This is a genomic window from Amycolatopsis iheyensis, from assembly GCF_024703995.1.
Lineage (GTDB): Bacteria > Actinomycetota > Actinomycetes > Mycobacteriales > Pseudonocardiaceae > Amycolatopsis > Amycolatopsis iheyensis.
Genome location: NZ_JAMXQV010000033.1, coordinates 23,952 through 38,114, shown reverse-complemented (window position 1 = coordinate 38,114; position 14,163 = coordinate 23,952). Strand labels below are relative to the sequence as shown.

13 protein-coding genes are annotated in these 14,163 nt (G+C 71.8%); 4 read left to right on the top strand and 9 right to left on the bottom strand.

Annotation, left to right across the window (positions count from 1 at the left end):
- Nucleotides 1-19: 19 nt before the first annotated feature.
- Nucleotides 20-1,612, top strand: coding sequence for a DUF7850 domain-containing protein (locus M8542_RS42425; RefSeq protein ID WP_257926051.1), 1,593 nt, complete (start codon nt 20-22; stop codon nt 1,610-1,612).
- 13 nt (nt 1,613-1,625) lie between these two features.
- Nucleotides 1,626-2,303 carry an SDR family oxidoreductase gene (locus tag M8542_RS42420; RefSeq protein ID WP_257926050.1) on the top strand — a complete coding sequence of 226 codons (678 nt, stop codon included), beginning with the start codon at nt 1,626-1,628 and terminating at the stop codon, nt 2,301-2,303.
- On the opposite strand, the gene M8542_RS42415 is transcribed toward M8542_RS42420, so the two are convergent.
- From M8542_RS42415 to M8542_RS42405, 3 genes are read right to left on the bottom strand one after another with little or no spacing between them, the layout of a single operon-like run.
- A complete protein-coding gene (locus M8542_RS42415) occupies nt 2,300-3,607 on the bottom strand; it encodes an amidohydrolase family protein (RefSeq protein WP_257926049.1) in 1,308 nt (435 codons plus the stop codon). The genes M8542_RS42420 and M8542_RS42415 overlap by 4 nt on opposite strands.
- A 23-nt stretch (nt 3,608-3,630) precedes the next feature.
- Nucleotides 3,631-4,281 carry a response regulator transcription factor gene (locus M8542_RS42410; RefSeq protein ID WP_257926048.1) on the bottom strand — a complete coding sequence of 217 codons (651 nt, stop codon included), beginning with the start codon at nt 4,279-4,281 and terminating at the stop codon, nt 3,631-3,633.
- On the bottom strand, nt 4,278-6,065 hold the full coding sequence (locus tag M8542_RS42405; protein ID WP_257926047.1) for a sensor histidine kinase: 1,788 nt from the start codon (nt 6,063-6,065) through the stop codon (nt 4,278-4,280). Before M8542_RS42405 ends, M8542_RS42410 begins: the two co-directional genes overlap by 4 nt.
- Nucleotides 6,066-6,238: 173 nt before the next feature.
- Between M8542_RS42405 and M8542_RS42400 the strand changes: the two genes are divergently transcribed.
- The gene (locus M8542_RS42400) at nt 6,239-6,940 is read left to right on the top strand and encodes an ABC transporter ATP-binding protein (RefSeq protein ID WP_257926046.1); all 702 of its coding nucleotides are present in this window, start codon (nt 6,239-6,241) and stop codon (nt 6,938-6,940) included.
- Entirely contained in the window at nt 6,937-9,186 is a 2,250-nt protein-coding gene (locus M8542_RS42395; protein ID WP_257926045.1) for an FtsX-like permease family protein, read from the top strand. Before M8542_RS42400 ends, M8542_RS42395 begins: the two co-directional genes overlap by 4 nt.
- A gap of 39 nt (nt 9,187-9,225) precedes the next feature.
- Here the strand turns inward: M8542_RS42395 and trmB are convergent, their stop codons facing one another.
- From trmB to M8542_RS42365, 6 genes are all read right to left on the bottom strand, one after another.
- Complete coding sequence (gene trmB / locus M8542_RS42390) at nt 9,226-9,933, bottom strand: tRNA (guanosine(46)-N7)-methyltransferase TrmB (RefSeq protein WP_257926044.1); 708 nt, start codon at nt 9,931-9,933, stop codon at nt 9,226-9,228.
- 9 nt (nt 9,934-9,942) lie between these two features.
- The gene (locus M8542_RS42385; protein WP_257926117.1) at nt 9,943-10,494 is read right to left on the bottom strand and encodes a hypothetical protein; all 552 of its coding nucleotides are present in this window, start codon (nt 10,492-10,494) and stop codon (nt 9,943-9,945) included.
- A 178-nt stretch (nt 10,495-10,672) separates the two neighbouring features.
- A complete protein-coding gene (locus tag M8542_RS42380) occupies nt 10,673-11,437 on the bottom strand; it encodes a hypothetical protein (protein WP_257926043.1) in 765 nt (254 codons plus the stop codon).
- Nucleotides 11,434-12,351 (bottom strand): ABC transporter ATP-binding protein, encoded by a 918-nt coding sequence (locus M8542_RS42375; RefSeq protein WP_257926042.1) that lies wholly within the window; start codon nt 12,349-12,351, stop codon nt 11,434-11,436. The genes M8542_RS42380 and M8542_RS42375 overlap by 4 nt, the downstream gene beginning before the upstream one ends.
- A gap of 87 nt (nt 12,352-12,438) precedes the next feature.
- The gene (locus M8542_RS42370) at nt 12,439-13,188 is read right to left on the bottom strand and encodes an ABC transporter permease (protein ID WP_257926041.1); all 750 of its coding nucleotides are present in this window, start codon (nt 13,186-13,188) and stop codon (nt 12,439-12,441) included.
- Nucleotides 13,189-13,206: 18 nt separating this feature from the next.
- Nucleotides 13,207-14,145: an ABC transporter ATP-binding protein gene (locus M8542_RS42365; RefSeq protein ID WP_257926040.1), complete on the bottom strand. Its 939-nt coding sequence runs from the start codon at nt 14,143-14,145 to the stop codon at nt 13,207-13,209.
- Nucleotides 14,146-14,163 lie beyond the last annotated feature (18 nt).

Sequence of the window (14,163 nt, the reverse complement as noted above, 5' to 3'; positions counted from 1 at the left end):
GCCGCGCCATAGTCGTGAGGTGATCTTCTCGGCGCGTGCGATGGTGATGGCGGTGGCGGCCACGGCGGTGGTGGTGCCGGCGGCGGCCGCGGACCCGGCGCCCGCGTGCGGTGGGATCGCGGCCAACCCGAGCCTGGAGGAGACGGCGCGCAACGGCGCCCCGGACGGCTACGTGTTCACCCCGGCCGCGCCGGTCCCGCCGGGCACCCCGCCCGCGAAGGTGCCGAAGCTGCTCTCCGAGCCGGGGTTCGCCGTCGACGGGCAGCGCTCGGCGGTGATCCAGACCCCGGACGGCAAGGCGAGCACGGCCACCCAGACCGAGAAGTTCGTCCCCGGCGGGGTGTACACGCTCAGCGTGTCGACCGGCTCGTACGCCCCGGGCGCCGGACCGGCGACCGGCCTGCGCTTCTACGACGTCAACGGCGCCCAGGTCCAGGAGACGAAGCTGGTCGCCGACCACGACGCCGCCGACGGGAAGCTGGTGAAGCAGGACTTCCCGGCGGCGACCGCGCCGGCGAAGGCGGCGAGCGTCAAGTTCTTCGCCACGACCAGCGCCGAACGGCTGCGCTGGGACTGCGTCGACCTGCGGCTCGCGGCGTACTCGGTGAAGAAGGAAGTGCAGAACCCGGCGACCGGCGCGTGGGGGCCGTTCGCGACGGTCACGGCCGGCGAGACCGCGCACTACCGCGTCACGGTGACGAACGACGGCACGCAGGACCTGACCGGGATCGCGGTGCAGGACCCGTGGTGCTCGGCGCCGTTCGAGCCGTTCGCGCTGGCCGCGGGCGCGAACAAGCAGCTGACCTGCGACCACCCGGACCTCACGGTGGCCGACACCGGGCACGTCAACACGGCGAAGGTCACCGGGGTGCACTACCCGGGCGGCACGCTGGGCGACAAGACGGCGTCGGCGACGATCACCGTCCTGCCGCCGCCGGCGATCGCGAAGATCGGCGACTTCGTCTGGGCGGACCGCAACCGCGACGGCGTCCAGGACCCGGGCGAGCCGGGCGTCGCGGACGTCAAGGTGACGCTGAAGGACGGCGCGGGTGGCACGGTCGGCACGGCGACCACGGACGCCGGCGGCAAGTACGGCTTCGAGAAGCTGAAGGACGGCACGTACCAGGTCTGCTTCGCCGTCCCGTCCGGCTTCACGCCGACCACCAAGGACGTCGCCCCCGACGACCGCGACTCGGACGCGGGCCCGGACGGCTGCACGGCGCCCCGCACCCTCGGCGGCCCGTCGCGCGAGGACTTCACGGTGGACCTGGGCCTGGTCACCCCGACGAACCGGATCGGCGACTTCGCCTGGACGGACACGAACGGCAACGGCCTGCAGGACGCGGGTGAGCCGGGCCTGGCCGGGGTGAAGGTGACCTTGAACAAGGGAACGAGCGTGGTCACCGGCCCGGACGGCGCGTACGCGTTCACCGGCCTGGAAGACGGCAGCTACCAGCTGTGCTTCACGGCGGAGGGCAAGCACCCGACGGCCAAGGACAAGGGCGACGACGCGAAGGACTCGGACGCGGACCCGGCGACGGGCTGCGCGGATCCCCGGCAGCTCGGCCCGGACAAGCGGGACGACCAGACGGTGGACGTCGGCTTCGCGTAGTTACGGTGGGGACATGACGGATCTGCCTCTCGCTCTCGTGACCGGTGCCTCCCGCGGCATCGGCGCCGCGGTCGCGCACCAGCTGGCCCCCACCCACCGCCTGCTCCTCGGCGGCCGGGACGCGGCCGCGCTCGAAGCACTGGCGAAGGAGCTGCCCGGCGCGAAGCCGTGGCCCGTCGACCTGACCGACCCGGCGTCGCTCGAACGCGCGATCGCGGACATCGAGTCGCTGGACGTCCTGGTCCACTCGGCCGGCGTCGCGAAGCTGGGCCGCGTCGAGGAGGCGTCGGCTCAGGTGTGGCGCGAGAACTTCGAGGTCAACACCCTGGCGGTGGTCGAGCTGACCCGCCTGCTGCTCCCGGCCCTGCGTACGGCACGCGGCCACGTCGTCGTGCTCAACTCCGGCGCGGGCCGCAACGCGCGTCCGGGCTGGTCCCCGTACGCGGCGAGCAAGTTCGCGGTCCGCGCCTTCGCCGACGCCCTCCGCGAGGAGGAGCCGGACCTGCGCGTGACGTCGGTCTACCCCGGCCGCACGGACACGCCGATGCAGCAGGACATCTTCAAGGGCGAAGGCCGCGAATACGACACTTCGCACCTGCTGAAGGCGGATTCGGTGGCGACCGCGGTGGTGACGGCGGTGTCCGCCACCCCGGACGCCCACCAGACCGAGGTCATCCTCCGCCCGCGTTAGGCGCGCAGCCGGGCGGCGGTCTCGGCCACCCCGGACTGCACCTTCGCCCGATCGACGCGAAGCGACTCGCCGTCGGCGACGACCTGCTCACCCGCGACCCAGACGTCCCGGACGCGCCGCGACCCGGCCGCCCACACGAGGTTCGACAGCAGCTGCACGTCCGGCACGTCCAAGCCGCACGCGAACGCCGGGTCGTCGAGGTCGATGTGCACGAGGTCGGCCCAGCGCCCCGGCTCCAGCGCGCCGATGTCGTCGCGGCCCAGCGCCTCAGCGCCGCCGCGGGTCGCCAGCAGGAAGGCGTCCGAAGCCGTCAGGATCGTCGAATCGCCGGTGGCCAGGCGGGCGAACATCGCCGCGAGCTGCAGCTCTTCCCACAGGTCGATGTCGTCGTTGGACGCCGGCCCGTCGGTGCCGAGGCCGACCGCCACGCCCGCCGCCCGCAGGTCCGCGATGCGCGCGATGCCCGAAGCCAGCTTCGCGTTCGAGCCCGGGCAGTGCGCCATGCCGACGCCGTACTGAGCGAACAGCGCGATGTCCGAATCCGACAGGTGGATCGCGTGCGCCGCCAGCACCCGGCCGTCGAGCATGCCGAGCTCCCGCAGCAACGCGGGCACCGAGCCGTGCGCCTCGCGGACGGCAAGATCCTCCGCGGCCGCCTCCGCGACGTGGATCTGGATCAACGCGCCGCGCGAGGCAGCGGATTCCGCCGTTGCGCGCAGCCCCTCTTCGGAGAGCATGTACGCCGAGTGCGGGCCGTAGCCCAGCTCGATCCGGTCGCCCGGGCCGAAGCGCAGGCCGTCCGTGTCGATCCAGCGCTCGATCGCGGTCAGCTGGGCCCGCCAGTCGAGGCCCGGCAGCTCCATCACCGGCGGCGCGACCAGCACGCGGCCACCCGTCGTGAGGACCGCGTCGACCAGCTGCTCGCCTTCGAAGTACATCTCGGCGCTGGTCGTGACGCCGTGGCGCAGCATCTCGACCGAGCCCAGCAGCATGCCGGTGCGGACGTCTTCGGGCCGCAGCTTCGCTTCGGCGGGCCAGATGATCTCGTTGAGCCAGGGCAGCAGCGGCAGGTCGCCGCCCATGCCGCGCAGCAGCGTCATCGGGCTGTGCGCGTGCGTGTTGACCAGGCCGGGGAGCAGGATGCCGGTCAGGGTGGTGACCGGTGCGGCGGATTCGGGGGCGGTGGCCGCCGGTCCGCAGTGGGTGATGCGCCCGTCGGCGTCCACATCGACGACCGCGTCACGCAGGAGCGAACAGGACGGGTCGGCCGGGAGAACGACAGGGGCGTGGAAACGGCGTTGCATCTCTGGATACTACGCACCCTGAATTACGAAACGACTCCGCTCCGCCACGCCCACGCCGCGATCTCCACGCGGTTGCGCGCGCCGATCTTGCCCTGCACCGACGCCAGGTGCGTCTTCACCGTGGACAGCGACAGGAACAGCTCCGCGCCGATCTCGGTGTTCGTCAGCCCGCGCGCCGCCGCCTGGACCACGTCCATCTCGCGCGCGGTCAGCGGCTCGGAAGGCGGCGCGGCCTGCGTGCGGGGCGAGCCGCCGTCGAAGTGCTTGAGCAGCCGGATGGTGATCTGCGGCGACACCAGCGCGTCGCCGCGGTCGGCCGCGCGGACCGCCTCGATCAGCAGGGCCGGGCCCGCGTCCTTCAGCAGGAAGCCGTGGGCGCCGTTGCGCAACGCCGTGTGCACGTACTCGTCGAGGTCGAACGTCGTGACGACGACGACCTTGAGCGGGTCGGCCACGTCCGGCCCGGCCAGCTGCCGGGTGACTTCGAGGCCGTCGAGGCCCGGCATGCGGATGTCGAGCAGGCAGACGTCCGGGCGCAGCTCGCGGGCCTTCGACACCGCCGAGACGCCGTCCGCGACGTCGGCGACGACCTCGATGTCGTCCTGCGCGTCCAGGATCATGCGGAACCCCATCCGCACCATCTCCTGGTCGTCGGCGATCAGTACCCGGATCACTCGTCCCCTTCCCCGGCGGCCAGTGGCAGCCACGCTTCGACCCGCCAGCCGCCGTCCGGGCCCCGCCCGGCCGAGAGCCGGCCCTTGAGCAGCGCGACGCGTTCGCGCATGCCGACCAGACCGTAACCGCCCGACCCGCCCGCGGGCCGTCGCGTCGGCTCACTGCCGTTGTCCGTCACCCGCAGGTGCAGTTCGGCGCCCTTCACCTCGGCGAGGACGAACGCGTCGGTCGCGTCCGAGGCGTGCTTGCCGACGTTCGTCAGCGACTCCTGGACCAGCCGCAGCGCCGAGCGGCCGACCTCGTGCGGCAGGTCCGGCGGCAGGTCGAGGTGCATCGACGTCGGCACGCCGTGGTTGGCGCCTTCGACGAGCTTCCGCAGGTCGGCGCCGAGATCCGTGGTCGCCTGCTCGCTGAACTCGCTGGACCCGGCCGGCGCATCGCCGCGCATCGAGCGGACCAGCCGCCGCATCGCCGCGAGCGCCTCGACGCCGGCGTTCTCGATCCGCGCCATCGCCTCGACCGCGACCTCCGGTTTCTGCTCGGCCATCATCCGCGCGGCCTGGGCCTGCACGACGATGCCGGTGACGTGGTGGGCGACGACGTCGTGCAGCTCGCGGGCCAGCGCCATCCGTTCGGCGGTCTGCGCGTCGGACACCGCCGACCGGACCACCGTGGTGCGCTCGGAGTCCCGCGAGCGCAGCATCAGGCCGGTGGCGATCGCGATGCCGAGCAGGAGCGCCGCGGGGACCGCCATGGTGGCGAGGACCTGCGGGTCGGTCTGCAGGCCGCCGCGCCGGTTGGAGTTGAGGATCGCGGCGAGCGCGACAACGGCGGCGAGCACGCCGATCCGCGGCCACGACTCGCTCAGCCCGCGGGCCCTGGTCAGGTTCACCACCGCGCCCACCCCGGCGACGACCTGCACGAACGGCACCCCGGTCGGCATCGGGTAGCCGTAGCGCAGGTGCAGGAACGGGGTGACGATCGCCGACAGCAGCAGGACGGCGGCGAGGACGAGCATGGCGTCCGCGGGCCGTCGTGGTGACAGGGCCGCGACGACGGCGGCGACGACCGAGCAGGTCAGCACCGGGAACCCGAGCGCGCCGCTGTCGTAGGTGTAGCCGAACTCGATGAGCAGCCCGATCCCGAGCACACCCATCAGCACCCACTGGCCCATGGCCAGCTCGTTCAGCTTGCGCAGCCGCCGCTTGCTCGGGTCCGCGCGCGGGCTCCGGTCCCGGGCCGCGATCGCGGGCGTCACCGCGGCGGCCAGCAGCACCAGCCCGACCAGCAACGCCTGGGTGCCGGTACCGCCGTCGATCGAGCTGACCCCGGCGTACCGGCCGAAGACCGCGACGAGTCCGCCCACGACGAGGACGCTGACCACGCAGAACGCCACGCCCGCGCGCGCCCGGCGGGCCACGTAGTAGACCATCAGCACGCCCGCGACGACCTCGGTGATCGTCACCTTCGGCAGCACGCTGGAGTACGGCGGGATGTGGAACGCGTGGATGAAGAGGGTGGAGAACACCAGCACACCCGCGCCGACCGTGCCGGCGACGGCGGCGCGCTTCTGCGCCCAGAGCGCGCACGCCGTCATCGCGAACATGCCGGGCAGCAGCCCGAAGTCCACGAACCGCGGCCCGCTGTCGTCGAGCGCGGCCTGCGTGGTGAAGACGATGTCGAACAGCAGCGCGGCGAGCAGGACGGCCGAGGGCACGCCGATGCGCCGCACCAGAGCGGCGGTGCGTGCGTAGAGCGTTTTCGGCGGGGGCGCGGCGGTCACAACGTGACGTTAGAGGATTCCCGGCCGTCCGCACCTTGGCCGAGTGGCTCGCCCTCCCTCGGCCGATCGGCCGATGCGACGCCGGGCGTGACTGGCCGTCTGCCCGAAGTGGACACCCCCTGGTCTCGGCGAAGCTCATCGGCGTCAAGATCCGAACCGACAGGGAGAACGTGGTGGACCCGAACACTCCACAGTGGACGAATGGGCCGGTGCTCTCCGGTCGCGGGCTCGTGAAGCGCTACGGCGCGCAGTACGCCCTGGCCGGCATCGACATCGACATCCAGCCGCGGGACGCCGTCGCCATCGTCGGGCCGTCGGGCTCGGGCAAGACGTCGCTGCTGCACGTCCTGGCCGGCATCCTCAAGGCCGACGACGGGCAGATCTTCCTGGCCGGGCAGCGGATCGACCACCTCGGCGAGAAGAAGCGCAGCGAGCTGCGCCGCACCGAGTTCGGCTTCGTCTTCCAGTCGGGGATGCTGGTCGCGGAGCTGTCGGCCGAAGAGAACGTCGCGTTGCCGTCGCTGCTGGCGGGGCTCGGCCGCAAGGAAGCCATCGAGGCCGGCCGCCAGTGGCTCTCGCGTCTCGGCTTGGCCGGCAAGGAGAAGCGCCGCCCCGGCGAGCTGTCCGGCGGCGAGGCCCAGCGCGTCGCGATCGCCCGCGCCCTGACCCACCGGCCGAAGGTGATCTTCGCCGACGAGCCGACCGGCGCGCTCGACACGCGCACCGGCCGCGACACGATGGACGCCCTGCTCGGCGCCGCCCACGAAACGGGCGCCGCGGTGATCGTGGTGACCCACGACCGTGAGCTCGCCGAGTCCATGCCGAAGACCGTCGCCATCCGCGACGGGCTGATCGCGACGAGGCTGGCGGCGTGAACTCGCTCCAGATCGCCCTGCGGGTGCTGAAGGTCGACCGGCGGACCCGGACGTCGGCGATCCTCACCGCGGTCGGGGTGGCCGTCGCGACCGGGCTGGTGCTGTTGCTGGCGACGCTGCCGTTCGCCACGCAGAACCGCGAGCAGCGTGCCCTCTGGCAGGGCGCGCAGCTCTACAGCAGCCGCGCCGACGGCCCGGCCAAGCTGCTGCTCGACTCGTCGAAGGACTACTTCGACGGCAAGGAGATCGTCCGCGTCGACGTCGCCCTGACCGGCGGCGCGACCCCGGGTTCGATCCAGCTGCCGCCGGGGGTGCCGCAGCTGCCGGGGCCCGGCGAGACGGTCGTGTCGCCCGCGCTCGGCCGGCTGCTGCAGGCCAACCCGGCCGAGCGGCTCGGCGACCGGTTCGGCAAACCCGTCGGCTCCCTCGGCGAAGACGGCCTCCGCTTCCCGGAGCAGCTCGTCGCCCTCACCGGGCACACGCCGGACCAGATGTCCGAGAACGCCTACCCGCTGACAGCGTTCCCCAGCGGCAAGGCCCAGCCCGACGGCATGCTCATGCTGCTGTCCTGGGTCGGGATCATCGTGCTGCTGGTGCCGAGCCTGGTGCTCGTCGCGTCTTCGGCACGGCTGACCGCGGCCCGGCGCGAGCGGCGGCTCGCCGCGCTCCGGCTGGCCGGGGCGACGCCGGGGCAGGTCACGAACATGGTGGCCGCCGAGACGACGTTGTCCGCGGGCATCGGCGCGGTGCTCGGCCTGCTGATCAGCCCGGCCCTGCACGGCCTCGCGTCGTTCGTGCCCTGGGCCGGCGGCACCTGGCTCGCGTCGGACTTCACGCTGCCGATCGGCCTGGTGGTGTTCATCGTCCTGGCCATCCCGGTGCTCGTGGTACTGGCCGGCATTCTCGGCCTGCGCCGCGTGCTCAAGAACCCGCTCTTCGCGACCGGCGGCCACACGAAGAAGCCACTGCACTGGTGGCGGCTGCTGGCCCTGCCCGCGGCCGGGCTGTTCTTCCTCGTCGCGGTGACGACGGCGAAGGACTCCGGCGGCATCACGATGGTCATGGCGGGCCTGTTCCTGCTGGTCGGCTCGGCCGCGATCGTCGGGCCGTGGGTGACGTCGGCGGTGGGCGGCACGTTCGTCCGGATCTGGCGGCGGCCGTCTTCGCTGCTGGCCGGCCGTCGCCTGCGTGACGACCCGAAGAGCGCCTACCGCTCTTCGGCCGGGATCGTGCTCGCGGTGTTCGCCGGGTCGATGGCCCTGACGCTGCTGCCGACCTTCGAGTCGATGGCCGGCGGTGGGCGGTCGTTCGTCGACTCCGCGCTCTACGTCGACACCGACGGCCAGCACGCGAGCAAGATCGTCGAGCAGGCCAACGCGTCGCTGCGGAAGTACGGGCAGTCCGAGAAGGCGGTCGCGGTCGGCGAGGTCTACCTCGTCCAGGGCGAGGGCAACAGCCGCACCGGCCACCGCGCGCTGGTGATGACCTGCGCGGACGCGGTCCAGCTCACCCGGTTCGGGCTCACCGCGGACAACTGCACGGGTGGGCCGGCCGTTTTCGGTGAAACGGCGCTCGACCTGGCGCAGTTCAAGGTCACCGACAACTGGGAAGGGCAGGCGTCACCGGTCAAGTCGGGGACGCGGGCGGAAGCGGTCCGCCCGAGTGACTCCGACCTGTCGACGACGTCGATCATCGACCCGGCCGCGCTGCCGGACGGCTTCACGCCGAAGTACGTCACCGTGGTCGCGCCGACCACCGACGCGAACCGCGAGATCGTCCGGACGGCGCTGGCCGGACCGGCCGCCGGCGAGGAGATCGGCAGCCGGGACCAGCACCTGTTCAACCAGCAGACCGAGCTCGGCGACCTGCGCCGCGTCACGGTGATCGGGCTGGTCGCGGCGGGGATCCTGGCCGGCTGCAGTGCCGCGGTCGCGACCGCGGGCTCGGTGATGGACCGCCGCCGGACGTTCGGGGCGCTGATGGCCGCGGGCACGCCGGTGCGGGTGCTGGCCAGGGCGCTGCGGATGGAGGCCGCGCTGCCCGCGCTGGTCGCGACCATCGGCGCGGGAATCGTCGGGGTGCTCGTCGGTGTTGGGTTGTTCAGCATGGTCGACGAGCGGGGCATCGTGCTCAGCCCGTGGATCCTGGCGCCGGTGGTGCTCGGGGTCGGGGTGGCCCTGCTCGGCGCGTCGGTCTGCACTCCCGCGCTCAAGCGGGTGCAAGCGGAGCCGCTGGCCGACGAGTAGGGAGGAAGTTCGCCCCTCTGTCGGGGGAGGGGCGAACTCCTACCGCTTCTCGAAGATCAAGTCGTGTGAGACGCGGCCTTCGACGTCCGCGCGCTGCTCGAACTTGGTCACCGGCCGCCACTCCGGCCGCGGCGCCCAGCCGCCTGGTTCGTCGGAGTACCGGTTCTTCAGCGCCGGCTCGGCCGAGCAGACCTCCAGCATCTGCTCGGCGTAGTTCTCCCAGTCGGTCGCCAGGTGGAACGTGCCGCCGGGCGCCAGCCGCGACGCCACGAGCGCGGCGAACGACGGCGACACGATCCGCCGCTTGTGGTGCTTCTTCTTCGGCCACGGGTCCGGGAAGAACAGCCGGACGCCGTGCAGCGAGTCCGGCTCGACGTGCTCGGTCAGCAGGATGACGGCGTCACCGTGCAGCAGCCGCAGGTTCTCGACACCCAGCTTTTCGGCACGCAGCATCAGCTGGCCGAGGCCCGGGTCGTAGACCTCGACCGCGACGTAGTTCAGCTCGGGGGCCGCGGCGGCCAGCTGCGACGTCGTCTCGCCCATGCCGGAGCCGATCTCGATCAGCACCGGCGCCTCGCGGCCGAACCACTCGGTGAAGTCCAGCTTCCCCGCGGGCAGCTCGCCGACGGTGCGGCCCACTTCCGGCCACAGTTCGTCCCACGCGCGCTGCTGCCCGACGGTCATCCGGCCACCGCGCTTCACGTAACTGACGACGCTGCGCAACCGGGGCTGGTCTTCGTTCTCCACCCACCGAGGTTAACGAACGGCTTCGAGCTCCCCGAGACGCGACCGCAGTCCCGCCAGCCCGGCGATGGCGATCGGGTCCGGCGTCGCCCCCGAGTGCGCGGGCAGGACGTCGATCCAGCCGGGGTGCCGGTCGGTGTTCATCACCGTCGTGGGAATCGCGTGCCCCGATTTCCCGCGTTCGGACGGCATGAACTCCCAGTACCCGGATTCGCCGTCGGCGGCCCACGGGACGAATTCCCAGCCCGGCCGCCTGCCGAGCAGTTGTGCGATGCGATCTTCGACGCGGAAACCCTGTTCCCGGGAATCGAGGGTCCCGTCGGCCACCGCCCGCAGCCACCACGGCGCGGGCACCGGCCCGGCCATCCCGGCCGAGGCGCGGAACAGGGCGAGGACGCGGTCTTCGGGGGCGCGGTGCACCCACGCGCGGCGGAGTTCCGCGGGGGTCACCGCCGTCATCGCGGCCTGCGGGAGCTCGATCGCCCGCGACCATTCGAGGTCCAGCATGGGTTCGAGCCGGGGCGCGTCGTCTTCGACGCGAGCTCGGGGAATCGTGCCACCCAATTCTTGCCCGGTGTCGACCGTCAAGATTCACCTCCAGGGGGGAGCTCAGACGGTTCCGGTGCGCTCTCTTACGAATATTGCCTGGTCATAGCAGTATGTCCGGTGGCTGTGAGAGAAGCCACAGGCTCTTCATCTTCTCTTAACGCAGTTTTTTGCAGTAATGAGACTGCGGTCACGCTCAGGCGTCGCGCCGTGCCGTGACGAGCACCCCGGCCACGAACAGGGCAACGCTGATCGCCGCGAAGTAACCGAGGTAGCCCCACGGGCCGAGCGGCGCCGGCGGCAGCTGCAGCGCACCGGTGGCGAACCCGCCGCCGGCGCCGACGAACTCGTCGGCCGCGTGGAACGGCATCCACTGGTAGATGTGCTTGCCGGCGCCGGGGATGAAGATGACCACGCCTTCGAGCACCTGCGTCCACACGAGCACCGCCGTCAGGCCGAAGGCGACACTGCGCAGCAGCAGCGCGACGCCGATGCCGGCCACCGCGCAGAGCAGGAAGACCAGGCTCTGGCCGAGCACCGAGCGCCAGTCGGCGCCCGAGTGCAGCGCGAGGTCGGCGTCCGGCTGCACGAGCGTCGCCAGGCCCCACGAGCCGAAGCCGACGACGAGCCCGAGCACCGCGCCGACCGCGGCGATGACCACCGCCTTCGCCACCAGCGCGGGCACCCGGCTCGGCACGGCCTGGAACGTCAGCCGCATCGTGCCCCAGTTGAACTCCGACGCCGTCGCGAGGATCGCGAGGACGACCAGCACGGTCCGGCCGTTGCCGCTGGCGAGCTGGGTGTTGCCGACCGTCGCCGGGATCTCCGGCCCGGCCAGCGCGAAGAACAGCGCGGTGAAGCCCAGCGGCGCGAGGAGCGCGATCGCCAGGCACCAGAACGGCGCGCGGGTGCTGAAGAGCTTGATGCGCTCGGCACGCAGCAGGTTCGTGGTCGTGCTCATCGGGCGGCCTCCGGGGAAACGGCCGCGGGGAACTCGACGGCGTCGCGGGTGAGGTCGAGGTAGGCCTGCTCGAGCGAGCCGGTGATCGGGCTCAGCTCGTGCAGCGTCGCGCCGGCGTCGAAGGCGAGCTGCCCGATCCGGTCACTGTCCATTCCGGACACCACGAACAGGCCGTCGGTCTCGGTGAACTCGGCCTGCCCGGTCAGCGCGGTCCGCAGCGCTTCGGCGTGCGGGGTGCGCACGCGCACACCGTGCTCACTCGTGCGGGCGACGAACTCGTCCATGGTCCCCTGGTAGATCAGCCGGCCGCGGCCGATCACCACCAGGTCCTGCGCGGTCTGCGCCATCTCGGGCAGCAGGTGGCTGGAGACGAACACCGTCCGGCCCTCGGCGGCCAGCGCGTGCAGCAGCTGCCGGATCCAGGCCATGCCCTCGGGGTCGAGGCCGTTCACCGGCTCGTCGAACAGCAGCACGCGCGGGTCGCCCAGCATCGCGGCGGCGATCCCGAGCCGCTGCTGCATGCCGAGGGAGTACTGCAGGACGCGCGTCTTGCCGACGCTGGTCAGCCCGACCAGCGCGAGCACCTCTTCGACGCGCTTGTCGGGGATGCCGTTGGTGGCGGCGAGCCAGCGGAGGTGGTCACGCCCGCTGCGGCCGGGGTGGCGCCAGGTGGCGTCCAACATCGCGCCGACCGTCCTGAGTGGATCTTTCAGCTGCCGGTACGGCACGCCGTCGACGAGCACCGTGCCGGCGTCCGGCGTGTCGAGGCCGAGGACGAGCCGCATGGTCGTGGACTTGCCGGCGCCGTTGGGCCCGAGGAAGCCGGTGACCCGGCCGGACCGCGCGGTGAACGTCAGCTCGTTGACCGCGGTGGTGGCGCCGTACCGCTTGGTCAGCGCGTTCGCTTCGATCACCCGGGGAGCCTACCGAGAAACGGGAATCCGGGTCGCCCCCCGACAGCGCGACCCGGATTCCCGTTCCCCTTTTTCCCCTTGTTCCCCCTATGCGTCCCGCTTCTTCGCGACCCCGAGCGCGACGAGCAGGAACACGATGGCGATGCCCGCGAAGTAGGCCAAGGCCCAGCCCGGGCTCAGCGGCGAGTCCGACGGCGCCGGGCCGTCGACGACCGCCGAGCCGCGCAGGAACTTGTTCGCCACGTTGAACGGCATCCACTCGTGGATGTGGGCGCCGATCTTCGGGATCAGCTGCACGAGCTCTTCCACGGCCAAGTAGTAGATGAGCAGCAGTGCGATGGCTCCGGCGCTGTGCCGGATCAGGATCCCGAGCGCGACGGCCAGCACGGCGCTGATGGCGAACACCGGGCCGAGGCCCGCGACGTTCATCCAGTCCTGCGACGTGTGCAGGCCGAGGTTGTCGTCCGGCCGCATCAGCATGCCCAGACCCAGGGCGCCGAACGCGGCGATCTCGCCGATGACCAGCGCCACGAGCGCGACGACGACCGCCTTGGCGATCAGCGCCGGCGAGCGGTGCGGCACGGCCTGGAACGTGGTGCGGATGGTGTTGAAGCGGTATTCGGTGGTCACCGCGAGCGCGGCGAGCACCATCACGACGGCGATGCCGAACTGGGAGCCGCCGAACTGGGTGGCCGGCAGCGTGAGCTGCGAGTCGGCCGGCGTCGCGCCGGCGATGATGGCGGCGAAGCCGATGGTCAGGGCCAGGGTGATGAGCGCGCACCACCACGGCGAGCGGGTGCTGAACAGTTTGATGCGTTCGACCGCGAGCAGGTTCATGATTCTGGTTTCCCCGGGTTACTTGGCGGACTCGAGCACGTGCTGCGCCTCGGCTTCGAGACCGGTGTGGTACTCGACGGAGTCGCCGGTGATCTGCATGAAGGCCTGCTCGAGCGAGCCGGTCTGCGGGCTCAGCTCGTGCAGCACGATCCGGTTCGAGGCGGCGATCTCGCCGATCTTGTCGCTGTCCATCCCGGACACCACGAGCGCGGTTGCGTCGCCGGTGACCCCGGCGCTGGCGCGCTGCAGGACGTCGCGGAGCTCGGCCAGCTGCGGCGAGCGGACCTTCACCGTGTTCTCCGCCGCGCGGGAGACGAAGTCCTCGGTCGAGGACTGCGAGATCAGCTGCCCCCGGCCGATCACCACCAGGTCGGTGGCGGTCAGGGCCATCTCCGAAAGCAGGTGGCTCGACACGAAGACCGTGCGGCCCTCTTCGGCCAGCCGGTGCATGAACTTCCGGATCCAGAGGATGCCCTCCGGGTCGAGGCCGTTGACCGGCTCGTCGAACAGCAGCACCTCGGGGTCGCCCAGGAGGGCGGCCGCGATGCCGAGCCGCTGCGACATGCCGAGCGAGAACCCGCCGGCGCGCTTGCCGGCGACGTTCGTCAGGCCGACCGTCTCGAGCACTTCGTCGACGCGGGTGACCGGGATGCGGTTGGACTTCGCCATCCACTGCAGGTGGGCGCGCGCCGAGCGGTTCGGGTGCACCCACTTCGCGTCGAGCAGCGCGCCGACGGTGCGCAGCGGCTGCTTGAGGTCGTGGTACTTCTTGCCCCCGATGGTGACCTGGCCGCCGGTCGGGTTGTCCAGGCCCAGGATCATGCGCATGGTGGTGGACTTGCCCGCCCCGTTGGGACCGAGGAAGCCGGTGACCTTGCCCGCGGCCACGGAGAACGACAGGTTGTTCACCGCCAGCGTCTTTCCGTACCGTTTGGTGAGGCCCGTTGCCTCGATCATGGCTGCTCCTCTTCGCCC

What these genes read in the sequence shown, in the direction of transcription:
- M8542_RS42365 (WP_257926040.1), bottom strand. Translation starts at nt 14,145, where the DNA reads ATGATCGAGGCAACGGGCCTCACCAAACGGTACGGAAAGACGCTGGCG.
- M8542_RS42370 (WP_257926041.1), bottom strand. Translation starts at nt 13,188, where the DNA reads ATGAACCTGCTCGCGGTCGAACGCATCAAACTGTTCAGCACCCGCTCG.
- M8542_RS42415 (WP_257926049.1), bottom strand. Translation starts at nt 3,607, where the DNA reads ATGCAACGCCGTTTCCACGCCCCTGTCGTTCTCCCGGCCGACCCGTCC.
- M8542_RS42420 (WP_257926050.1), top strand. Translation starts at nt 1,626, where the DNA reads ATGACGGATCTGCCTCTCGCTCTCGTGACCGGTGCCTCCCGCGGCATC.
- M8542_RS42380 (WP_257926043.1), bottom strand. Translation starts at nt 11,437, where the DNA reads ATGAGCACGACCACGAACCTGCTGCGTGCCGAGCGCATCAAGCTCTTC.